Source organism: Faecalibacterium sp. BIOML-A4 (genome assembly GCF_009679665.1).
GTDB lineage: Bacteria > Bacillota > Clostridia > Oscillospirales > Ruminococcaceae > Faecalibacterium > Faecalibacterium taiwanense.
This window is the reverse complement of record NZ_WKZG01000004.1, coordinates 35,752-59,391: the sequence shown is the minus strand read 5'-3', so window position 1 is coordinate 59,391 and position 23,640 is coordinate 35,752. Positions and strand designations below refer to the sequence as shown.

18 protein-coding genes are annotated in these 23,640 nt (G+C 56.2%); 14 read left to right on the top strand and 4 right to left on the bottom strand.

The window, feature by feature from the left end:
• Nucleotides 1-47 precede the first annotated feature (47 nt).
• The 6 genes from uppS to GKG34_RS03945 all read left to right on the top strand — a co-directional run bounded on the left by uppS (nucleotide 48) and on the right by GKG34_RS03945 (nucleotide 9,466).
• Entirely contained in the window at nucleotides 48-761 is a 714-nt protein-coding gene (gene uppS / locus GKG34_RS03970; protein ID WP_005945867.1) for a polyprenyl diphosphate synthase, read from the top strand.
• Between the two features lie 113 nt (nucleotides 762-874).
• Nucleotides 875-1,735, top strand: a complete 861-nt coding sequence (locus GKG34_RS03965; protein ID WP_005945868.1) for a phosphatidate cytidylyltransferase — start codon at nucleotides 875-877, stop codon at nucleotides 1,733-1,735.
• Between the two features lie 15 nt (nucleotides 1,736-1,750).
• Nucleotides 1,751-2,902 (top strand): 1-deoxy-D-xylulose-5-phosphate reductoisomerase, encoded by a 1,152-nt coding sequence (gene dxr, locus GKG34_RS03960; protein ID WP_154255646.1) that lies wholly within the window; start codon nucleotides 1,751-1,753, stop codon nucleotides 2,900-2,902.
• Nucleotides 2,903-2,917: 15 nt separating this feature from the next.
• Entirely contained in the window at nucleotides 2,918-4,030 is a 1,113-nt protein-coding gene (locus tag GKG34_RS03955) for a site-2 protease family protein (protein WP_120080242.1), read from the top strand.
• Entirely contained in the window at nucleotides 4,027-5,100 is a 1,074-nt protein-coding gene (ispG, locus tag GKG34_RS03950) for a flavodoxin-dependent (E)-4-hydroxy-3-methylbut-2-enyl-diphosphate synthase (protein WP_005945871.1), read from the top strand. The genes GKG34_RS03955 and ispG overlap by 4 nt, the downstream gene beginning before the upstream one ends.
• 76 nt (nucleotides 5,101-5,176) lie before the next feature.
• Complete coding sequence (locus GKG34_RS03945) at nucleotides 5,177-9,466, top strand: PolC-type DNA polymerase III (RefSeq protein ID WP_242960000.1); 4,290 nt, start codon at nucleotides 5,177-5,179, stop codon at nucleotides 9,464-9,466.
• 116 nt (nucleotides 9,467-9,582) lie between these two features.
• Here GKG34_RS03945 and GKG34_RS03940 read toward each other — a convergent pair whose 3' ends face one another.
• Together GKG34_RS03940 and GKG34_RS03935 are read right to left on the bottom strand one after the other, a co-directional pair.
• Entirely contained in the window at nucleotides 9,583-11,277 is a 1,695-nt protein-coding gene (locus GKG34_RS03940; protein WP_005945873.1) for a DAK2 domain-containing protein, read from the bottom strand.
• 60 nt (nucleotides 11,278-11,337) lie between these two features.
• Nucleotides 11,338-11,688 (bottom strand): Asp23/Gls24 family envelope stress response protein, encoded by a 351-nt coding sequence (locus GKG34_RS03935; protein ID WP_005945874.1) that lies wholly within the window; start codon nucleotides 11,686-11,688, stop codon nucleotides 11,338-11,340.
• 439 nt (nucleotides 11,689-12,127) lie between these two features.
• Between GKG34_RS03935 and GKG34_RS03930 the strand changes: the two genes are divergently transcribed.
• The 5 genes from GKG34_RS03930 to GKG34_RS03910 all read left to right on the top strand — a co-directional run bounded on the left by GKG34_RS03930 (nucleotide 12,128) and on the right by GKG34_RS03910 (nucleotide 18,178).
• Nucleotides 12,128-12,580 carry a CBS domain-containing protein gene (locus GKG34_RS03930; RefSeq protein WP_005945878.1) on the top strand — a complete coding sequence of 151 codons (453 nt, stop codon included), beginning with the start codon at nucleotides 12,128-12,130 and terminating at the stop codon, nucleotides 12,578-12,580.
• A 588-nt stretch (nucleotides 12,581-13,168) separates the two neighbouring features.
• Complete coding sequence (locus GKG34_RS03925; RefSeq protein ID WP_154255645.1) at nucleotides 13,169-14,947, top strand: Na/Pi cotransporter family protein; 1,779 nt, start codon at nucleotides 13,169-13,171, stop codon at nucleotides 14,945-14,947.
• A 599-nt stretch (nucleotides 14,948-15,546) separates the two neighbouring features.
• Entirely contained in the window at nucleotides 15,547-15,831 is a 285-nt protein-coding gene (locus tag GKG34_RS03920) for a hypothetical protein (protein ID WP_015538118.1), read from the top strand.
• 164 nt (nucleotides 15,832-15,995) lie between these two features.
• Complete coding sequence (locus tag GKG34_RS03915; protein WP_113993388.1) at nucleotides 15,996-16,460, top strand: hypothetical protein; 465 nt, start codon at nucleotides 15,996-15,998, stop codon at nucleotides 16,458-16,460.
• 83 nt (nucleotides 16,461-16,543) lie between these two features.
• Nucleotides 16,544-18,178, top strand: a complete 1,635-nt coding sequence (locus GKG34_RS03910) for a recombinase family protein (RefSeq protein ID WP_243139203.1) — start codon at nucleotides 16,544-16,546, stop codon at nucleotides 18,176-18,178.
• A gap of 96 nt (nucleotides 18,179-18,274) precedes the next feature.
• On the opposite strand, the gene GKG34_RS03905 is transcribed toward GKG34_RS03910, so the two are convergent.
• Complete coding sequence (locus GKG34_RS03905) at nucleotides 18,275-18,445, bottom strand: hypothetical protein (protein ID WP_154255643.1); 171 nt, start codon at nucleotides 18,443-18,445, stop codon at nucleotides 18,275-18,277.
• A 132-nt stretch (nucleotides 18,446-18,577) separates the two neighbouring features.
• Entirely contained in the window at nucleotides 18,578-18,952 is a 375-nt protein-coding gene (locus tag GKG34_RS03900; RefSeq protein ID WP_097775368.1) for a hypothetical protein, read from the bottom strand.
• Between the two features lie 269 nt (nucleotides 18,953-19,221).
• Between GKG34_RS03900 and GKG34_RS03895 the strand changes: the two genes are divergently transcribed.
• The 3 genes from GKG34_RS03895 (at nucleotide 19,222) to GKG34_RS03885 (ending at nucleotide 23,634) form a co-directional block, all read left to right on the top strand.
• Nucleotides 19,222-21,747 carry a transglycosylase domain-containing protein gene (locus GKG34_RS03895; protein WP_154255642.1) on the top strand — a complete coding sequence of 842 codons (2,526 nt, stop codon included), beginning with the start codon at nucleotides 19,222-19,224 and terminating at the stop codon, nucleotides 21,745-21,747.
• A 180-nt stretch (nucleotides 21,748-21,927) separates the two neighbouring features.
• On the top strand, nucleotides 21,928-22,368 hold the full coding sequence (locus GKG34_RS03890; RefSeq protein ID WP_005945891.1) for an ACT domain-containing protein: 441 nt from the start codon (nucleotides 21,928-21,930) through the stop codon (nucleotides 22,366-22,368).
• A 30-nt stretch (nucleotides 22,369-22,398) separates the two neighbouring features.
• On the top strand, nucleotides 22,399-23,634 hold the full coding sequence (locus tag GKG34_RS03885; protein WP_005945893.1) for a homoserine dehydrogenase: 1,236 nt from the start codon (nucleotides 22,399-22,401) through the stop codon (nucleotides 23,632-23,634).
• Nucleotides 23,635-23,640 lie beyond the last annotated feature (6 nt).

Genomic DNA, 23,640 nt, shown 5'->3' with positions numbered 1-23,640 from the left:
GTGCGCGGCACTTTTGTTGAAGGCGGCGTTGCTGCCGGGAGGAAACAATGGCGCATCCTAAAGAATTTGCCGAGGGCCTTTCCATCGGCATCATCATGGACGGCAACGGCCGCTGGGCAAAGAACCGCGGCCTGCCCCGCACTGCCGGGCACAAAAGAGGCGCAGAGGTGTTCAGCGATATCGCAGATTACTGCGATGAGCTGGGCGTTTCGTCGGTGTACTTCTATGCGTTTTCCACCGAGAACTGGAAGCGTCCGCTGGAAGAGGTCAACGCCATCATGCGGCTGTTCGGCGAATATCTGCTGAAGGGCTTTGACTACAAGAACCGCAATATCCGCATCAAGTTCATGGGCGACCGCACGGTGCTGGATGAAAAGCTGCAGCAGCTGATGAACAAGCTGGAAGCAGATTCTTCGGTCAAGACCGGCATGACCCTGAACATTGCCATCAACTACGGCGGCCGCCCGGAGATCGTGCGGGCGGCGCAGCAGCTGGCGACAAAGGCGGCGGCAGGGGAGATAAAGCCCGAAGAAATCACGGAACAGCTGCTCAGCGATGCCATGTATACCGCTGGCCAGAAGGACCCGGATTTTATCCTGCGTCCCAGCGGAGAAAAGCGGCTGTCCAACTTCATGCTCTGGCAGGCAGCTTACTCGGAGCTGGTAGAAATGGACGTTCTGTGGCCGGATTTCACCCGCAGCGATCTGGACGCTGCCATTGAGGAGTTCAATCATCGTTCCCGCCGGTTTGGCGGACTGTAAAACCCAAGACCTCCTGCACACGGTGCAGGGACCGGACGGCCCGGCGGCTTTGCCGGAGCCAAACTTAATCCAGAGGGGCGCGGCACCCGACCGGTGAAAAGGAGATCCAATCTATGAAAACACGTGTTATTACTGCGATCGTGGGCATCATCGTACTGATCGGCGTGATGTTCACCTTCAACACTCTGATCTTTAATCTGGTCATCGCGGCCATTACGCTGATCGCCGTTCACGAGATCTACAGTGCCCTCGGCTTTGAAAAGAAGGACTGGCTGATGTATGCGGTTCTGGTGCCGTATACACTGCTGGTCATGACGAGCAACTATCAGGTCATGCGGCGGCTGGTGATGCCGATGTCCTTTCTGCTGGTCACCTTTTACGCCATCTATCTGGTGGTGCGCAACGGTACCATCAGCTATCAGAAGGCCAGCGGCCTGCTGATGTTCTCCGGCATCGTGATCTTCTGCTTCTATTCCTTTATCCGGCTCAAGGAGCTGCTGCCGGTGGAGCAGTACGGCTACGATGCGGTGTTCTTTATCTTGCTCATCCTCTGCTTTGCCTGGGGCGGCGATACCTGTGCCTACTTTGCAGGCCGTGCCTTTGGCAAGCACAAGCTCTGCCCGGTGGTCAGCCCCAAAAAGACCGTGGAAGGTGCCATTGGCGGTGTTCTGGGCACCATGGTGTTCGGTGTGATCATCACACTGGTGTATTCGGTGGCGGCAAACCGGATGGAAGCCTTCACCCGCTCCAACATTGGCGTTTCCATGTACGTGATCATTGCGCTGCTGGGCTGCGTGGCGGCGGTGCTGGGCATTTATGGCGATCTGTTTGCCAGCGTGGTCAAGCGCCAGTGCGGCATCAAGGATTACGGCACCATCTTCCCGGGGCACGGCGGCATTCTGGACCGCTTTGACAGTGTGATGTTCATTGCGCCCTTTGTGACCATGGTCATTACGGCGGTGTTCTACTATTAAAAGGGGGAACGTGTGATGTCGAAAAAAATCACTCTGCTGGGTTCTACCGGTTCCATCGGCACCCAGAGTCTGGATGTGATCCGTGCACAGGGCTATGAGGTGTTCGGTCTTTCTGCCCACAGCCATGTAGATAAGATCCTGCAGCAGATCGAAGAGTTTCATCCGCGCTATGTCTGCATGACCGACCCGGATGCGGCCCGCAGGCTGGATGCGGAGCTTTCCGGTCGTGCAGATGCGCCCCGGCTGCTGGTAGGGCCGGAAGGGCTCAAGCAGCTGGCCGCACTGGACGGCACCGATGTGGTGCTGAACAGCGTGGTGGGCATTGCAGGCCTTGGTGCCAGCCTGTGCGCGATCGAAAGCGGGCATGATCTGGCCCTTGCCAACAAGGAGAGTCTTGTCACCGGCGGCCATCTGGTCACACAGGCCGTGGCAAAGCATGGTGTAAAGCTGCTGCCGGTGGACAGTGAACATTCGGCCATCTTCCAGTGTCTGCAGGATAAGGAGAGTGCCCCCAGCCTGACCAAGATCCTGCTCACGGCATCCGGCGGCCCCTTCTTCGGGATGAAGACCGGGGAGCTGCGCGGTAAGACCAAGGCGGATGCCCTCAAGCACCCCAACTGGAACATGGGCGCAAAGATCACTATTGACTCTGCCACCCTGATGAACAAGGGTCTGGAGCTGATCGAGGCAGTGTGGCTGTTCGGCCTGCCGCCGGAGAAGATCCAGATCGTGGTGCAGCGCCAGAGCATCGTGCATTCGGCGGTGCAGTTCAGCGATAATTCGGTCATTGCTCAGCTGGGTGTGCCGGATATGCGCATTCCCATCCAGTATGCGCTCACCTACCCAAAGCGCGTACCCGGCGTTGTGCCGGAGCTGGACTTTGCCGCACTCAAGGTGCTCACCTTCGATGTGGCAGACGACGAGACCTTCCGCTGCCTTGCCGCCTGCAAAAAGGCCATCAAAAAGGGCGGTCTCGGCCCCTGTGCCGCCAACGGTGCCAATGAGGAAGCTGTCAAGCTCTTCCTTGAGGACAAAATTGGCTTCCTCGATATTGGCCGTCTGGTGGAAGCAGTCGTGGACAGCGACAGCTTTGGCGGCGAGTATACCCTCAGCGATGTGTACGAGTGCGACCGCATGGCACGAGAGTTCGTGCGCGCACATCTTTGATCTTTAGGAGACGCAATGTCAATTTTTATCACCCTGATCGCCGCACTGATCGTGTTCAGCGCTGTGATCGCCATTCATGAATTCGGGCACTTTACCGTGGCAAAGCTCTGCGGCATTCAGGTCAACGAGTTTTCCATCGGCATGGGGCCGGCTTTGTGGAAGAAAATTTACAAGGGCACCCAGTACAGCCTGCGTGCATTGCCGGTAGGCGGCTATGTGGCGCTGGAGGGCGAGGAAAGCCCCGAGAGCCAGCAGGCCGAGGCGGCCCGCGACGAACGGGAAGCAGAGGACGAAAACCCTGTCCCGCCGGAGCAGCGCACCGGCATCCCTTTGAACGAGGCACCGGTATGGCAGCGTGTGCTTGTGATGGTGGCAGGTGCCTTCATGAATTTCGTGCTGGGCTTTGTGGTGCTGGTCATTCTTGTGGCAGCACAGGAAGGAGCCATCACCAGCAAGACCATCTATTCCATTGAGAACGATGCCCTCTGCGGCCAGACCGGCCTGCAGGCGGGGGACGAGATCGTTGCCGTGAACGGCAGGCGCTGCTTTGTGGCCAACGACATCCTTTATGAGCTGGTGCGCACCGAAGCCTATCGCGCCCGGTTCACCGTGAAGCGGGACGGCCAGAAGGTGGAACTGCCGGACGTGCAGTTCGACACCTGGCAGGACGAGAACGGCCAGACCCATATGACCCTTGGCTTTACGGTGTACGGCATCAAAAAAACACCGCTCAATGTGTTAAAAGAAGCATGGAACAGCACCCTGTACTACGGACGCATCGCGTTTATCTCGCTGGCAGACCTTGTGCGCGGACGTGAGAGCATCAACAATCTGTCCGGCCCGGTGGGTATCGTGACAGCGATCGGTCAGGCGGCAAGCTACGGCTGGCAGGATCTGCTGGAGTTGCTGGCGCTTATCACCATCAATCTGGGCGTGTTCAATCTGCTGCCCTTCCCGGCACTGGATGGCGGCAAGGTGGTATTTTTGATCATTGAGGGCGTTACCGGCCATGCAGTGCCGGAAAAGCTGCAGGGCACACTGACCATTGCGGCCTTTGCACTGCTGTTTGGCCTGATGCTCTTTGCAACCTATAATGATATCATCCGGCTTGTGACCGGTGCATTGTGAGCAAAAACAGAAAGGGGAACTTTATGCGGCAGTTAAAACGGGAAGTGAAAATCGGCAATGTGACCATCGGCGGCAAGAATCCTGTTGCGGTGCAGACGATGCTCAACGTGCCGGTGGAGGATATTGAGGGCAATGTGGCGCAGGCAAAGCGGTGCGAAGCTGCTGGCTGTCAGATCCTGCGCGTGACCTGCCCCAGCCCGGCGGATGCAAAGTGCATCGAAGCCGTCAAGAATGCGGTGAACATCCCCATTGTGGCAGACATCCATTTTGACTACAAGGCGGCTCTGGCCTGCGCAGATGTGGGTGTGGACAAGATCCGCATCAACCCCGGCAACATCGGCGACGATGACCGGGTGAAGGCTGTGGTGGATGCCTGTCAGCGCAAGAACATTCCCATCCGCATCGGCGTGAATGGCGGCAGTCTGGAAAAGCACATCCTTGCAAAATACGGTGCCCCCACGCCGGAGGCCATGGTGGAGAGTGCACTGTACCATGTACGCCTGCTGGAAAAATTCGATTTCAACAACATCGTCATTTCCATCAAGAACTCCAATGTGCCCCGCATGATGGAGGCCTACCGCCAGCTCAGCGCTGTCACGGATTACCCGCTCCATGTGGGTGTTACCGAGGCGGGTACCTACCAGATGGGTCTGCTGAAAAGCGGCATGGGCATCGGCGGAATGCTGCTGGAAGGCATTGGCGATACCATCCGCGTCTCGCTGGCCGCAGAGCCGGAAAAGGAAGTGGAAGCGGGCTACAACATCCTGCGCGCCGTGGGCTTCCCGGTAGCAGGCCCGGAGGTCATCACCTGCCCCACCTGCGGCCGCACCCAGTATCCCTGCACCGAGATCGCCAATGAGGTGGAAAAGCGGCTGCAGGGCTGCAAAAAATCCATTAAGGTGGCCGTGATGGGCTGCGTGGTCAACGGCCCCGGTGAAGCCCGTGAAGCAGACATCGGCATTGCCGGCGGCAAGGGCGAGGCGGTGCTGTTCATCCAAGGCAAGCCCATCAAAAAGCTGACCGGAGACAACATCCTGGATCAGTTCATGGATGAGATCTATAAACTGTAATTTGGCTTTTTTCACAGCTGCCACACCTGCAAAAACGGGTGCGGCAGTTTGTGCTGTATAAAAAGGAGTACCATTTGTGACACCACTCGTATCCAACCTGTGGCCGCAGTTCATGGTGGACCCGGCATTTGCGGCCTGCTTCGGGCAGGTCATTGTGGAGCATGCGCAGATGCTGCGGCAGGAGCGGCAGGTCATCTTTACCCTGCGCAGCGGTGCGCCGCTGGACAAAAATCTCTGTGCCCGGCTGCTGGCATCCTTGCAGCCGGATTATGAGGGCTTTGAGCTGCGCATCCAGAACCTGTTTGGCTATGCCATGCTGGACGAAGCGGCCCTGCGCGATCTGATGGAAGAGATGAAGCGGGACGGCGTGCCCATCAACGGCTTTCTGGACCGGTGCAAGATCAACATCATCGGACAGAAGATCACCATCGGCGTATGCCATGGCACCAAGTTTTTGCAGGAGATGCACTTTGAAAAGCTGCTGGCAGAGCGCATTGCGGCCCACACCGGGGTAACGCCGCAGGTAACGCTGCAAAGCGCTGTAAGCGAAGCCGAGCAGCACCAGATGGAAGAAAAGCTGGAGCGCAAGATTGCGCCACCGGTGGTCAAGTTTGAGAAAAAGAACACAGCACCGTCCATCAAGGTGGATGGTCTGGACCTGACCGATAAGCCCGTCACCATTTTCCACGGCAAGATGTTCACCCCCAAGAACCTCACCCCGCTGAAAGACCTTGGCGGCGAGGGCGGCAAGTGCACGATCTGGGGCGATGTGTTCTTCTCGGAGGTCAAGGGCAACTTCCGCAAAATTTATACCGTATCCATCACCGATTATCAGGGCTCCATCAACCTGAAGATCCGCGCGCAGGAAGGTGAGGACTGCTCCAAGTGGGAGAGCCTTGGCAAAGGCACCACCCTCATCGTGCGCGGCGACTGCTCCTACGACAAGTACGAACACGATTATATCGTCTACCCCTACGATGTGCTCATCGTGGAGCGCAAAAAGCGGGAGGATACCGCACCGGTCAAGCGTGTGGAGCTGCATCTGCACACCAAGCTTTCCAGCATGGACGGCTTCTGTGATCCCGGCGGCATCGTCAAGCTGGCCCACCGCATGGGACATCCGGCCGTTGCCATCACTGACCACGGTGTGTGTCAGGGTTACCCGGAAGCCATGCTGGCAGCGGACGATATCCATAAATCAGACCCGGACTTCAAGCTGATCTACGGCTGTGAAGCCTACTTTGTGGACGACATGATCCCCTGTGTATACGGTGTGAAGGATCAGCCGCTGGACGGGGAGTTCTGCGTGTTTGATACCGAGACCACAGGCCTTGACCCCGGCGTGGAGTATATGACCGAGATCGGTGCCGTCATCGTGAAAAACGGCGAAGTGGTGGAGGAATTTGATACCTTTGTCAAGCCCGGCAAGCCCATCACCCCCAAGATCACCGAGCTGACCGGCATCACCAACGAAATGGTGGCGGATGCTCCCGGCGAAAAGGAAGCACTGGAAGCCTTCCTCAAATTTGCGGGAGACCGCATCCTTGTGGGCCACAACGTCCACGCCTTTGATATGCGTTTCCTGCGCGCCGCCGCCAAGCGCAGCGGCATCAAGCTGGAGCCGACCTATATCGACACCTTAACCATGGCGCAGGCCATGTACCCCGGCCTGCACAACTACAAGCAGGGCACCATCAACAAGCATCTGGAGCTGCCTGCCTACGAGGCCCACCGTGCCTGTGAGGATTCTGCCGCGCTGGGCCGCATCTTCGGGGTCATGCTGAATGACCTGAAAGAAAAGCAGGTAGCAAAGGTCAGTGAGATCAACACCGGCCTTGGCGGCAACCGCGAGGTGCTGAAAAAGAAGTATTACCACCTCATCATTCTGGTCAAGAACCAAATGGGCCTGAAAAATCTGTACAAGATCGTCAGCGAAGCCCATGTGAACTACTTTTTCAAAAAGCCCCGGGTGCCTCGGAGTCTTTTGAACAAATACCGGGACGGCCTGCTGCTCACTTCCGCCTGCGAAGCCGGCGAGCTGTACCGGGCCATCGTGGATGGCACCAGCTATGAAGAACTGAAAAAGATCGCGTCCTACTACGATATTCTTGAGATCCAGCCGCTGGGCAACAACGCCTACATGGTGCGGGACGGCAAGGTGGACAGCGAAGAGGACATCAAAAACTTCAACCGCACGGTCATCAAGCTGGGCGAAGATCTGCACAAGCCGGTCATTGCCACCGGCGACGTGCACTTTACCGAGCCGGAGGATGCGGCTTACCGCGCTGTGCTGCAGGCGGGCAACGGCTTTAAAGATGCCGACAACCAGCCGCCGCTGTTCTTCCGCACCACGCAGGATATGCTGGCGCAGTTCTACTATCTGCCCAAGGAAAAAGCCTACGAGGTAGTGGTGAAGAACCCCCGCAAGATCGCGGCGATGATCGACAACAATGTTCGTGCCATCCCGCGCGGCACCTACCCGCCCAGCATCGAGGGTGCAGAGCAGCAGCTGCGCGATGCTACGTGGGAACACGCCAAGCGCGATTACGGTGACCCGCTGCCCGAAATTGTGGAAAAGCGGCTGCAGAAGGAGCTGGACTCCATCTGCGGCCATGGCTACGCCGTGCTGTACGTCATTGCGGTCAAACTGGTGGCCTATTCCAACGCGGGCGGCTATCAGGTGGGCAGCCGTGGTTCGGTCGGCTCATCGGCCGTGGCCCACTTCTCCGGCATCTCGGAGGTGAACAGCCTGCCGCCCCACTATCGCTGCCCCAAGTGCAAGCACAGCGAGTTCATCACCGACGGCAGCGTGGACGACGGCTTTGACCTGCCGGATAAAAACTGCCCCAACTGCGGCACCCGGATGCTGGTGGATGGCCACGATATTCCCTTCGAGACCTTCCTCGGCTTCTACGGCGATAAAGAGCCGGATATCGACCTGAACTTTTCCGGCGAATATCAGTCCAATGTGCACCGCTATACCGAGGAGCTGTTCGGCAAAGCCAACGTGTTCAAGGCGGGCACCGTGTCCGGTATTCAGGACAAGACCGCCTACGGCTATGTCAAAAAATATCTGGATGAGCGCGGCCGCACGGTGAACCATGCGGAGGAGAACCGTCTGACTCTGGGCTGCACCGGCGTCAAGCGCACCACGGGTCAGCACCCCGGCGGCATGGTCGTTGTGCCGGACACCTACGAGATCTACGATTTCTGCCCCATCCAGCACCCGGCGGACGATGTGGCAGGCGGCCTGCTGACCACCCACTTCGAGTTCAAGTACCTGCACGATACCCTGCTCAAGCTGGACGAACTGGGCCACGATATGCCCACCTTCTACAAGTATTTTGAGGAGTACACCGGTATCCCCATCGACAGCATCCCCATGAACGACCCCAAGGTGTACAGCCTGCTGACCAGCCCCGAAGCGCTGGGCGTGACCCCGGAGCAGATCGACAGCCAGACCGGAACCTTCGGCATCCCGGAAATGGGCACCAACTTCGTGCGCGGTATGCTGGTGGAGGCACGGCCCAAGAACTTCTCCGAGCTGATCCAGATCTCGGGCCTGTCCCACGGCACTGATGTGTGGACCGGCAACGCGGACGAGCTGATCCGCAGCGGCACCTGCACCATTGCGGAGGTCATTGGCTGCCGTGACAGCATCATGCTGTACCTGCTGCGCAAGGGTCTGGAACCCAAGATGGCCTTTGATATCATGGAAGCTGTGCGTAAGGGCAAGGTGGCCAAGGGCGGCTTCAAGGATGGCTGGGAGGAAGCCATGCGGGAGCACGAGGTGCCGGACTGGTACATCGAGAGCTGCCGCAAGATCAAGTATATGTTCCCCAAGGCCCATGCCGTGGCCTACCTGATGTCGGCCATCCGTCTGATGTGGTTCAAGATCTACCGTCCACCGGAGTTCTATGCGGTATACTTTACCGTACGCGGCGACGACATCGACTACGAGGCCGCTGTGGGCGGTGCGGCAGTGGCCCGCGCCCACATGGAAGAAGTCAAGCGCCGCCTGAAGGAAGAGAAAAACGCCAAGGACGAAGATGTGCTGGTCAGCCTGCAGCTCGTCAACGAGATGCTGGTGCGCGGCTACGAGTTTTTACCCATTGAGCTGGGCAAGAGCCGCGGCTCCAAGTATGTGGTGGAGGACGGCAAGGTACGTCTGCCCTTCTCTTCGCTGAAGGGTCTTGGCGGTGCTGCCGCCGATGCACTGGAAAAGGTGACCATCCACGGCGAAGAATATATCTCGGTGGAAGAGTTGCAGCAGGCTTCCGGTGTCGGCAGCAGCATTCTGGACCGTCTGCGTCAGGTGGGCGCTCTGGGCGACCTGCCGGAGAGCAGTCAGGTGAGCTTCTTCTGAGGATTCTGAAAGCAAAAGTGCCTGCACGGCTTTAGCTGTGCAGGCACTTTTGCTTTAAAAAAGCACCCGCGGCAAAAATCGCAGGTGCTTAAAAAATCAGCAGAACGGGGGAGTGTTTACTCCACGCTGATCATATAATAGTAAACGGGCTGGCCGCCGCGGATGTGGCTGACCTCAACGTGGTTCGGGCACTTTGCCTTTACGATCTCGGTCACTTTCTCGGCATCCTCATCGCTCACGTCGCAGCCGGAAATGATGGTGACGAAGCTGGAATCCTTCTTGCACATGCCGCGTGCCAGACGGTAGGTAGCTTTGGTGATATCGTTGGAGGTGGAAACGATCTTGCCGTTCTCCAGAGCCATGATCTCACCCTTCTTGATGCGCTTGCCGTCGTACTCACTGTCGCGGGCAGCATAGGTGATCAGACCGGTGGACACCTTGTCGGCAGCAGCCATCATGTTGATGGTGTTGGTCTCGGCGTTCACAGAGGGATCAAAGTTCAGCATGGCAGTGATGCCCATGGGCACGGTGCGGGTAGGCAGAACGACCACCTGACGGTCGGCCAGCTTCTGGGCCTGCTCAGCAGCCATGATGATGTTCTTGTTGTTGGGCAGCACGAACACGGTCTTTGCGGGCACGCTCTGGATGGCGGCGAGGATATCCTCGGTGGCTGGGTTCATGGTCTGACCACCGGAGACCACTGCGTCTGCAGCCAGATCGGTGAACACGGCCTTCAGGCCTTCACCGGCGGCAACGGCAACAAAGCCATAGTCACGGCTGGGGTCCACAGCAGCGTAGACGAACTCGCTGGACTGAGAAGGAGCCTTCTCAGCAGAAGCCTGCTTTTCCAGGCTCTTGCCCTGCTTCTGGCGGGCCAGGAACTGCTCGTGCATGTTCTCGATCTTGAAGTTGGTCAGGTAGCCATACTTGATGGCTTCGCTCAGGATCTTGCCGGGATCAGCGGTGTGCACATGCAGGTTGATTACATCGTCATCCTCGATGCACACCACACTGTCGCCGTTGGATTCTGCAAAGGCACGCATCTTTGCGGCGCTTGCACCCTCATACTTGTTGATCAGGAACTGGGTGCAGTAGCCGTTCTTGATGTCCTCCACCTTCATCAGGTCGTCGGTGAACACGCCCTTGCCGGCGTTCTCGGTGGAGAGCTTTGCCTTATTGGGAGCAGCCTCGCCGCCTGCCACGATGCCTTCGCCATGGAACACCTTGCCCATGCCCTCAAAGATAATCATGATGCCCTGACCGCCGGCATCCACAACGCCGGCCTTCTTCAGAACAGGCAGCAGGTTGGGGGTGTCCTCCAGAGCCTTCTGGCCGGCGGTCATCACCACATCCCACAGAGCGGGCACATCCTCGGCACCGCAGGCAGCAGCTTCCTCAGAGGCAATGCGTGCAACCGTGAGGATGGTGCCCTCGGTGGGCTTCATAACGGCCTTATAAGCGCCCTCGACACCCTTCTTCAGAGCCTCGACAATGTCGGCAGCGGTGGCTTCCTTCTTGCCTTCCAACGCCTTGGAGAAGCCGCGGAACAGCAGGCTGGTGATAACACCGGAGTTGCCGCGTGCGCCGCGCAGCATGGCGGAAGCAGCGGTCTTGGAAGCCTCACCCACGGTGCAGCTGTCGTCCAATGCTTCCAGCTCGCGCACAGAAGCACCCACGGTCATGCCCATGTTGGTGCCAGTGTCGCCATCAGGAACAGGGAAAACGTTCAGCTCGTCCACGCGGGAGCGCTGATTGTTGATGTTGTTGGCGCCAGAGATAATGGCGTCACGCAAAATCTTACCAGAAATCATTCTTTTTTACTCCTTGTACTTGCCGGAAAAGCCCGGCGCATTCGGATGAACCAACAAAAATCAGGCGATCACATCGTCTACCGAAACCACAACGCGGGCAACCTTCAGGCCGGTAGCCTGCTCCACCTCGTCCTTGACGCGATGAGAGATGCTGCGTGCGGCGGTAGAAATGTTCAGGCCATAGCTCACTGCAATGTGCAGTTCGATCACCAGACGACCATCCTCCTGCGTGACACGGACACCCTTTTCCGGGTAATCAGAACCGTGCACCATGCTTCTGACGGCATCGGTCATATCACGGGGTGCCATTGCGGCAACACCGTAACACTGTTTGGCTGCTTCACCTACCAGAGTAGCAAAATACCCGGACGTAAAGCTGACATCCCCCAGAGGGAAACGGGAAGTGATCATAGTCGCTCTGCTCCTTTATGTTATTTTCATAAAACACATTCAAGGTCTGGGGCGCAGCGGCGGACAGATACACATACTGCGCCGAGAAACACCCACATTATTATACAACTTTGGGGCGCGCTTGTACAGCGCAAAATGCTGGTATATCAACTTTTTGCGCAGGTTTCTGCATTGACAGCATGGTTCGGGCGGCTTCGCACCGGGAAGGTGATAGCATAACGGACGCTGATTGTTTTTTATCAAAACCGAAAGTATGACGAAAGAAAGCAAACAATCTGTTAAAAAAATATAAAAGGTGGGCGATAACTCTTTATCCGACTATGAAAAAGTGCTAAAATAGAAACAAGGATAGGGACTGCGGCGCAGGGTCCCGCTTGTGCGGATGAACTGCGTTATTTTTTGCGCACGGCGCGTGGAACAATGTTTAGGAGCTGTTGTCATGAATATTCTGTTTTTCCTTTCACCCAAGCAGGATCTGATGTATGTTTACGACGATTTCACCCTTCGGCAGACGCTGGAAAAGTGGGAGAATAACCGCTACGCGTCCATTCCGGTGCTCAACCGGCAGGGAAAATATGTGGGCACCCTGACCGAGGGCGACATTCTCTGGGGGCTGAAAAAGTTCCATGGTCTGGATCTGGAAGCGGCTGAGGATGTCCCCATTTCGGCCTTCCCGCACAAGCGCGACTACAAGGCTGTCACCGTGACCACCAGCATGGATCAGTTGATCGAAGCGGCCATGAACCAGAACTTTGTGCCGGTTGTGGATGACCGCGGCATCTTCATTGGCATCGTGCGCAGGCAGGCGATCATCCGTTACTGCTATGAGAAGGCCCGCACAGAGCAGCAGGCCCATGAGCAGCGCATCTCGGAATATGCCGCTGTGCATTGAACGATATAAATAGGTAGCCAGCCGCCCGGTTCCGCATCTGAAGCCGGGCGGCTTTTTGTCTGTAAAATGCGTTGAAAATCCGATTTATGGTACCTGCTGTGTGCGATAATACAGCCATGGAACAAAAACGTTCTGAAAAGCTGCAAAAAACGAGATACAGGAGGGAACACGGATGAAAGATTTTGAACTGCGTTATGTTGGAAGCCATGTGGAAGTATACACCGGCAGCGGAGTGTTCCTGTTTTCGGCCGATACGGTGCGGGAAGCAATGGAAGAACTGGCAGAGTAAGCGCCCGCAAACAGACAGGGACTTCGGTGCAAATGTAAAATTGATGTAAAATAATTGAAAAGGAAAGAGCACGAATTCATTAAGAGACGGAAAAATGTGTAGAAAAAGTGATTTTCTTGTAAAATAAACCTTGTTGTGACAGGATAAAAAATGATATAATAGATCCAAGCGCGGTCATTGTGCGCCGTTCTGTGCAGCAGAGCGGCAGGCCGCAGCATCTGCCGGATCAAGCAGGCCCGGTGTGCGGGCAGGGCAGATGTACAAGGATCAAAAGGAAGATCATTTTTAGGAGTATCGTTATGGATATCACACACATTACCTCTCTGTTGGGTGGAATTGCGCTGTTTCTGTACGGCATGTCCATTATGGGCGCTGGTCTGGAAAAACTGGCCGGCGGCAAAATGCAGGGCGTGCTGCAAAAGCTGACCTCCTCAACGCTCAAGGGCGTTATTTTTGGCACCCTCATCACGGGTGTCATCCAGTCCTCGGCCGGCACGGTCGTTATTTGTGTCGGTCTGGTAAACTCCGGCATCATGACCCTTACGCAGTCGGTAGGTGTCATTATGGGTGCAAACATTGGTACCACTGTTACCGGCCAGCTGATCCGCATGGCGGATATCTCCGGTGACAGTCTCTGGCTGACACTGATCCAGCCCAAGACCTTTGCGCCCGTGGTGGCGTTTATCGGCTGCATTTTTTATGTGTTTCTGCGCAGCGCTAAAAGGAAGAACATCGGCCAGATCATGCTGGGCTTCGGCATCCTGTTTACCGGCATGAGCCTGATGGACACCGGTGTGGCTCCTCTGCGTGAGAACGCCGTGTTCCAGAATCTGTTCGTTACCATGACGAATCCCGTTCTGGGCATTCTGGTGGGCGTGGTGGTCACGGTGATCATCCAGTCCTCCTCGGCATCGGTGGGTATCCTGCAGGCACTGTCCAGCACGGGTCTGGTCACCTTCAGCTCTGCCATCCCCATTATTCTGGGCGCACACATCGGCACGGCCTTTACGCCGCTGCTCACCATTGGCGGCTCCTCCAAGGACGGCAAGCGCGCTGCACTGATCCATCTGTACTTCAACATCATTGGCAGCGTGATCCTGCTGGCGCTGGTGTATGCGGTGCAGTTTACCGTTGGCATCCCCATGTGGCACGATGTGATGAACAAAAGCTCCATTGCAAACATCCACACCCTTTCCAGCGTGTGCGCCATGCTGCTGTTCCTGCCGTGCAGTGGTGTGCTGTCCAAGCTGGCACTGCTCACTGTGCCGGACAGCGCCGAGGAAGCACAGGAGCTGAGCATGCCGGTGCTGGACGAGCGCCTGTTCAAAAGCCCGGCTGTGGCCCTGCAGCAGGCTAAGAGCGCTGTGATCAAGATGTCCCGCCGTGCTGCCCGCAATGTGAATCTGGCTGCACCGCTGCTGCTGAAGATGGACGAGGATACCGTCAGCGCCATCCGGGTGCGTGAAAACCTGATCGACCGCATGGAGGTGGCAATCTCCAACTATCTGATCAAGATGACCGATCAGGAGCTGGGCGATGATGAGAGCCACACTGTGACCGAACTACTGAATTTTGTTACCGAGTTCGAGCGCATCGGCGACTATGCGGTGAACATTATGGAAAAGGCAGAAGAACTGCAGGAAAAGGAAGCGTCCTTCAGTGAAAGCGCCACCAAGGAGCTGCAGCTGCTGGAGAATGCGCTGAACCGCATCCTGAACCTGACCAACGATGCCTTTGAAAACAGCGATATGCGTCTGGCGGCTCAGGTGGAACCGCTGGAGGAAGTGATCGATGTGATGGCGGAGCGCCTGCGCGACCAGCACATCCTGCGCCTGAAGGACGGTGTGTGCTCCATTGATACGGGTGTCGTGTTCCTGGATGTGCTGAACAATGCAGAGCGCATCTCGGATCACTGCTCCAACGTTGCTGCCCGCCTGATCGGCATGGATGCCGGCGAGGACTACGACTCCCACACCCTCAAGAGCATCATGCACCACAACCCCACCAAGGACTACATGCTGGAATACGAGGAGTGCCGCAAGACCTACCTTGCTCCGCTGGAAGAAATGGAAGCCTGAAACTAAGAAAAACCTCCGGGACGCTTAGCTGGGTGTTCGTAAAACAGTTTTCGAGAAATGACATGGCAACTGCCTGTCAGGATTGGTTACGAGTACCCGGCTAGGCCGAGGAAGCATCAAGTCCCATGTCCGCACCGTTAAGGTGTTGGGCATGGGGCTTTTTGCATATCGGGATTCTGTACACCTCTATCAAGGTGTAACACACTAGACTTTGTACCAAAGTCGTGTGCCAAGGGTGCTGCGCCCTCTTTGGAATCCCTGCTCACATCGCCTGTGGGCGATGTGGATTCGCCGCACAGAAGAGCTCCACAAAAGTGCACCCCGGCTGTTTGCGGCGAGGAAAAGGCGCTTCTGCGGAAGTGTAATAACCCACTATGACACTTTCATCCCTGCGGTCTGCAAAGTGTAGTGGGCTCTCCGAGGGGGAAACGGCTGTATAGGGTGCGCTTCGGGCAAATCGCTGCGTACGTGCGTACCAATCTCTCGTACGCACGTACGCAGTAAAACGGCTAAAATCTCCTATATAGGGGTGTTCTTCTGGAAATCAATATGATATACTCAACTTAACCAACCATCAACTAATAGGAGGCGGTAATATTATGGGAAAAACTTTTGTGTGTAGCTTATGCCGTAATGGAATCATTGGCGGTGGTTTGTACATTGATGAACAGAGCATTACATATTCAACTCAAAAGCTCACAGTCAGTCCACTGTATCGCAACCTTGTATTGCCCATGAACGAGATAAGGGAGCTTTCATGGAGTCAGATGGTCGTTCCTGTTGCAGCAATTTCCATGAAAGACGGAGAATGTTATAAATTTATCATATATAACAAATCAGGATTTGAAAAGGCATATAAGCAATATAGCAACCACCAAGAATGAAATCACCCAGCAGGGTTTGGGGCAGGCACGCCCCAACAAGAAGCTGTCCCAAGGGGGCAAGAATTTTCAAGAATTGAAAATTTGTGGCCACGGGACGATTCTTGCTCTCACGAAAACCCGCACTTTTTGAAAATCCGCTTTTCGCAGCCAAAGGAGGATGCACCATGAAAAAAGAAATCGAAGCCTTTGTCAACGCAGCCAGCGAGCAGGAGTTGGAAGCCGCATGGAACAACCTCTCGGCAGAGGAACAGCGAGTTTTCGAGCAGCTCATGGAGGAAGACCCACCCGAAGATGCACTGGCATTTTTCGCTCAGCTGTATGACGATACCCCGAAGGAGCAGACCAGTGAGACCGTGAGCATCTCCGAAAATGAAATCTATTTCAAGCGGCAGTCCTTGACCGAAGATCAGAAGAAGCACGGCTCCTATGTGGATGAGAACGGTAATCTCCATGTCAAGAACCTGTCCGCGTTCTGGATTCCTGAACTGACCACCACGGAGAAAGTCGGACATACCACCTACACCGTGACCGGCAGCTATGAGGGCAAGGAGTCCTTTTTGAAGAAGCTGGAGCGTATTGTTGCCAAGAACGCCCAGCAAAAATTTGAAGATGAGGGTGCAGACGAATGACAACTGCGCCCAATTCTGCTATACTTGACCCGGTAACCAATCCTGCACTGACAGTTGCTCCACAGAGTAAGGAGGACACAACAATGTCTGGAGCAACGAATAAAATCACCGCACTTTACTGCCGACTGTCGCAGGAGGACGAGCGGCTCGGCGAAAGCCTGTCCATTGAGAACCAGAAGACTATCCTTCTGGAATACGCCAAGAAGAACCACTTCCCGAACCCGGTGTTCTTTGTAGATGATGGCTATTCCGGCACGAACTACGACCGTCCCGGCTTTCAGAGTATGTTGGTCGAGATCGAAGCAGGGCGTGTAGGAATCGTTATCACGAAAGACCTGTCCCGACTGGGGCGCAACTCTGCCCTGACGGGTCTGTACACCAACTTCACCTTTCCCCAGTATGGCGTTCGCTACATTGCCATTAACGACAACTACGACACCATTGACCCGAACAGCGTAAACAACGATTTTGCGGGCATTAAGAACTGGTTCAACGAGTTTTATGCCCGTGACACCAGCCGCAAGATTCGGGCTGTTCAGAAGGCCAAGGGAGAGCGTGGTGTGCCGCTGACGGTCAATGTGCCGTACGGTTATGTAAAAGACCCGGAGAACCCGAAGCATTGGCTTGTTGACCCAGAAGCGGCTGCGGTCGTGAAGCGCATCTTCTCCATGTGCATGGAAGGCCGTGGGCCTTCCCAAATCGCTAAGCAACTGCAAGAGGACAAGGTGCTCACCGTGAGTGCCTACAAGCAGAGCCACGGAAGAGCAGCGGCTGCTATCTCCGAAGACCCCTATGCGTGGAAGGATAGCACCGTTGTGGGCATTCTGGAACGTCGGGAGTACACAGGCTGCACGGTCAACTTCAAGACCTACACCAACTCCATCTGGGACAAGAAGCAACGGCTGAATCCTGTGGAGAATCAGGCTGTCTTCCCGAATACCCACGAGCGCATTATTGACGATGATGTGTTTGAAAAGGTTCAAGAGATTCGCAGCCAGCGTCACCGCATGACACGAACGGGCAAGAGCAGCATCTTTTCCGGCATGGTCTATTGTGCTGACTGCGGTTCCAAGATGCAGTATGGTTCATCCAATAACAGGGACTTTAACCAAGACTTCTTTGACTGCGCTCTGCACAAGAAGAACAGAAGTAAATGCAGAGGGCACTTCATCCGGGTAAAAGTTCTGGAAGGCCAAGTGCTGAATCATGTCCAGCGGGTGACGGACTACATCCTTTGCCATGAGGACTACTTCCGCAAGGTCATGGAGGAACAGCTTCGGGTGGAAAGCACCGAAAAGCTGACCGTCCTAAAGAAGCAGCTTGCCCGGAATGAGAAGCGGATTGCAGACCTCAAACGGCTGTTCATGAAAATCTACGAGGATAACGCCAGCGGAAAGCTGAGCGATGAACGCTTTGACATGATGAGCCAAAGCTACGATGCCGAACAGAAGCATCTGGAAGAGGAAGCCCTCTCTATCCAGCAGGAAATCGAAGTACAGGAACAGCAGATTGAGAATATTGAGAAGTTCGTCCAGAAAGCGCACAAGTACGTTCATATTGAAGAACTCACCCCTTATGCTCTCCGTGAACTGGTGTCGGCCATCTATGTGGATGCCCCGGATAAGTCCAGCGGAAAGCGGGTGCAGCACATCCATATTAAGTATGATGGGCTGGGGTATATCCCTCTGGATGAACTGGAAGCAAAAGAAAAGGCGTGACCGAAGTCACGCCAAATCTGCCCCATTGCGGGAACTTTTGCAAATACTGTTTTATGAAGCCCCTGCATTTTCCCGGAGGTTTTTTTGCGTTAAAAATCAAGCACTTTTGGGCAAAGAGACAATGACCCAGCGGTGCGGCCCGTGAAAGCCGTCCACCTTGGCGGCTTTGCTGCAGGTGCCGGGGCTGGGCGGGCCGAGGTGGATACCGCGGTCCAGCTGCTTGCCGCAAAGACGGCACTGGTAATGGAGGGTGATCTGTTCTGACATGAGGAAGCACTTCCTTTTATGATCGCTGCGGGTGGTTAAGAAACTTTACTTCTATTATCATTATATAATTTTCACATCGGGATGTCAATAAAAATAATCAGTAAAAGTAGATAAAAATTGAGCATTCTGCACTCAACCGCCCAGATCTTCCAGCAGCAGGTCCAGTTCCCGTTCGCTGTACACGGTCACACCGCGCTTGATGCGCACGGCATCGTTCTCCGGCAGAAGATTGGTGTAGATGCCGGTGACGGTGACAAGCACATCCGGCTGGCCATTGGTGCCGCAGCGGTAAACGGCCACGCGCCCGCCTTTGTCGCACAGGCGGTAGCTCTGGGCAGCAAGCTCCGGCATGGCCTGTGCGGCAAGGTCTGCTGCGGAGGAAGGCGGTGCTTCGCTGCCGGGGTCGGGCACCGGAAGGCTGAGCTTGGGCAGGGCCATCCAGAACAGGCTGAACACGATGGTGAATACGCACAGCCCATAGAACAGGCAGGTGCACAGTTTGCGCATGGAGAAACACGCTCCTTTCCGGCTGAAGTATGCCCCAAAACAGGGGGGCACAGTCAATTTTCACACGGGAATGCTGTACTTTGTCCGACAGATTGTGTTATACTACAGATGATTAGACCTATCAGGGCCGAAGATTGGTTCTTGCCCGCGTTCTGTGCACGTGCTATAATATGGTATTGCGTGCAGTTCTGTGCGCTTTGATGGAAAAGTACCAGCGCATGGCGCTGAAAAAGCAGCCTGAATGTTAGGAGGCGATTTCTATCTCCGATATGAGAAAGATCAACCGTGCCGGTGAGGGGCATTCCCCGGCACCGGCGGGGCGGAAGGTAAATGTGAGCAACAGCCGCCGGGAGTCCCAGCTGGGACCCAGACGCGGCCGGGAACCCAAAGAACCAAAGGAACCCCGTGAAAAGGGCAGACATCCCATTCTGCGCTTCATTGGCCGAACCATTGCTACATTGATTTGTCTGGGCATCATGGCAGGCAGTCTGGTGGCAGTGGGTGCTGTATATTACGTGGTGCAGGCTACCGCCAACGACGGCGACCTGCTGGATCTGGACAACATTGAGCTGAGCCAGTCCAGTGTGGTGATGGCTACCGACCCGGACACCGGTGCACAGGTGGAGTATGCCACGCTGCGCTCTTCCAACAGCCACCGTGTGTGGGCGGATCTGGAGCAGATCCCCACGAACCTGCAGTATGCGTTCATCTGCACTGAGGATAAGGACTTTTACAACGAGCCCGGCGTCAACTTCAAGCGCACCATCGGCGCAATGGTCAACGAATACCTGCTGCCCATCTACAGCTCCAAGCAGGGCGCATCCACGCTGGAGCAGCAGCTGATCAAGAACCTGACCGACGACAAGAGCGCCAGCGGCATTGAAGGCGCACTGCGCAAGCTGCGCGAGATCTACCGCGCCCTCTGCCTGAGCCGCAGCTATTCCAAGGAGACCATTCTGGAAGCGTACCTGAACACCATCAGCTTTACCGGCACCATTCAGGGCGTGCAGACTGCGGCCAACGAATACTTTAATAAGGATGTCAGCCAGCTGACACTGTGGGAGTGTGCGACCATTGCGTCCATCACCAAAAACCCCACCAACTATAACCCCTACACCAACCCCGAAAACCTGATCAACCGCCGTAACTTCCTCATGTACAACATGTGGCAGCAGGGCGTGATCAGCGAAGAGGACTACCGCAACGCAGCGGCCCAGCCGCTGGTACTGGCCGAGGAAGAGGATACCAAGAAGAATTCTTCCGTTACCTCTTACTTTACCGATGCACTGTTCACCGAGCTGGTGCAGGACATCATGGACAAGGAAAACATTTCGGAATCCGAGGCACAGAAGCTGCTGTACACCGGCGGCTTTACCGTTGAGTCGACTGTGAACACCAAGGCGCAGTCCGCCATGGAAAACCTGATGCTCAACACGGATGATGCCTACTTCCCGGCCGGCTGGCATGAGGAAGAGGTGACCTCCATCTCGGACGACGATGTACAGGTGATGAACGAGGACGGTACGCCCAAGACCCGCACCGGCGACGACGGTACCGTTTACTATTACCGCAATGTGCGTACTCAGGCAGCCATGGTCACGCTGGACTATGACGGCAATGTGATCGCCATTGTGGGTGGTCTGGGCGAAAAGAACAAGAGCCTCTCGCTGAACCGTGCCTACAGTGTCACTCGTCAGACGGGTTCTACCATCAAGCCTATCGGTGCGTATGCACTGGGTGTAGAGTATGGTCTGGTGAACTGGTCCACCATGCTCAACAACTCGCCCTTGTATCAGAAGCAGGATATGGTGATCCGCGATGAGGATTACTGCCGCAAGAACGGCCTGATGGGCCTTTCCGACAAGCAGCTGCGCGCTTATCCCAACGCATGGCGCAGCTGGCCCCGCAACTATGGCGGCAACTACGGCGACAACAGTGATGTGCCGCTGTGGAACGGTCTGGCCCGCTCGCTGAACACCATTGCGGTGCGTGTGGGTGATCTGGTGGGCGCAAGCAACATCTTCAATTTTGTGTACAACACCCTGCAGCTGAACACGCTGGACCCGGTAAACGATGTGGGTCTGGCGCAGATGGTCATGGGCAGTCAGACCCATGGCGTTACGCCCACGGCGCTGGCAGCTGCGTTCCAGATCTTCTACGATGGCCAGTACACCACCCCGCACCTGTATACCCGCGTGCTGGACCGTGATGGCAATATCTATCTGGAGAACAACTCCACCAGCTATCAGGCCCTGACCCCGGATACCGCTTATGTGATGAACCGCCTGCTGAAGAACGTGCTGTACTCCAGCGTGGGTACCGCCGGCGGCCGCTACCCCAACTCCAACGGCATGGAAGCCTTTGGCAAGACCGGTACCGCCAGCGACGAAAAGGATTTGTGGTTCGTGGGCGGCACGCCGTACTACGTTACCGCCGTGTGGTGGGGCTACGATGCACCCTATGATATGACCAAGACGCTGGGTAAGCAGCAGGCCAAGACCCGTACCTGTGTTATGGCGTGGAAGGCCCTGATGGAACAGGTGCAGGCAAACCTGCCGTATAAGGCATTCCCGACCTCTGCCGGTGTGGTGGAGCGCCGCTACTGCACCCAGAGCGGCCTGCTGGCAGGCGGCTCCTGCCCCAGCACCGCCGTGGGCTACTACCGCGCCGATGATCTGCCTGGTACCTGCAACTACTCCCATGCAGCAGCTCCTGCAGCGGCTGCACCTGCGGAGACTACGGCACCGGAGCAGGCTGTCATTCCTGCGGATACAGGTAATCAGGATACAGACTGATCTGTAGCCATATGAAGGACAAAAGGCGTACTATCGGCACCGGCGCGGAGTGAATCCGGCAAGGAAATACCGCGCTTGCCGCAGCAAAACTGGATAATCTGACAAAAACGCATCCGACCTCTTGCATTGCAGGGGGCCGGATGCTATTATATTCACTGCAAGAACACTTGTGTTTGTGAGGTGAACAAGTTGGAACGCCGCTTTTATCTGGTAGATGCGCAGGTGCTGCCTGAGGTTTTTCTCAAGGTGGTGCGTGCCAAGGAACTTCTGGCCAGCGGGGAGGCACGCAGCATTTCCGCTGCTACCCGCGCAGTCGATCTTTCGCGCAGCGCTTTTTATAAGTATAAGGACTGCATTTTTGACTCCGAGAATGGCCGTGAGGTGATCACCGTCATGGCTACTCTGCGGGACGAGACCGGTGCACTGCAGAGCCTGCTGGCCGGCATCAGCGCCGCAGGTGCAAGCATTGTGACCATCAACCAGTCCACACCGGAAAACGGTGCCGCACTGGTGGCAGTCACCATCCGCACCGATACCATGCAGATGACTCCCGAAGAGCTGACCGAAAAACTTTCGCGTCAGCGTATGGTGGTAGGCGTGCACTGCGGGTACAATCTGTAAGCAGTCTTCAGAAAACGAGGGAGAACAACAATGGCTAAAATTGCAATTCTGGGCTTTGGCACGGTGGGCAGCGGCGTGTACGAGGTACTGTGCCGCAACGCTGCGGGTGTCTCCCGCCGTGCAGGTGAGCCGGTGGAGGTCAAGTACATCCTTGACCCGAAGGATTTTTCAAACCATCCGGATGCACACCTGTTTATAAAGAACTTCGATACCATTCTGGAAGACCCGGAGATCAAGGTGGTGGTGGAGACCATCGGCGGCACCCGCTTTGCGTATCCGTATGTAAAGGCCTGCCTTGAGAGCGGCCGCAGCGTATGCACCTCCAACAAGGAGATGGTGGCCACCTACGGCGCAGAGCTGCTGGGCCTTGCCAAAGAGCACGGCTGTGCCTTCCTGTTCGAGGCTTCTGTGGGCGGCGGTACGCCCATCATTACCCCGATGCACCAGTGTCTGGCGGCAAACGTCATCACCGAGGTGGAGGGCATCGTGAATGGCACCACCAACTTCATGCTCACCAAGATGGTGCGCGAAAATCTGGGCTTTGACGATGCGCTGAAGATCGCGCAAGAGCTGGGCTACGCCGAGACGAAGGACCCCAGCGACGATGTGGACGGCCGTGATGCCTGCCGCAAGATCGCCATTCTGTCCTCGCTGGTGTGCGGCCATCAGATCTACCCCCAGAACATTCCTACCCGCGGCATCCGTGCCATTACCACGGCAGATGTGGAAGCGGCGGAAAAGCTGGGCTGTGTGATCAAGCTGATCGCATGGATGAAGCGCGGCAAGGACGGCAGCGTGGCTGCCGGTGTGGAGCCGTGTCTGGTGCCCAAGGCAAACCAGCTGGCCAGCGTGGACGATGTGTTCAATGCAGTGCTGGTCAAGGGTGATATGCTGGGCGACGTGGTGTTCTACGGCAAGGGCGCAGGCAAGCTGCCCACCGCCAGCGCCGTGGTGGCCGACGTTGTGGATGCCCTGAAGCATGGCTCCAAGGTGCACGACAGCCTGTTCTGGCAGCCTGCTGAGCCGGTGGAGGGAATGCTCACCGACCCGGCTCCTGCTGCATATTATGTGCGTGTAGCAGGCATTGCTCCGGCGGTGGTGGAAGCCATCTACGGCTATGGCAGGGTGGTGGACGAACGCTACGAAGGCTGCGCTTACTTTGTGGAGCGAGCCGACGAAAAGGCACTGGCCGAAGCAGCCCGCAAGGTGGAAGCCGTGGGCGGCAGCGTGAAGCTGGTGCTCAAGCGTCTGCCGGAAGAAAACTGATAACGG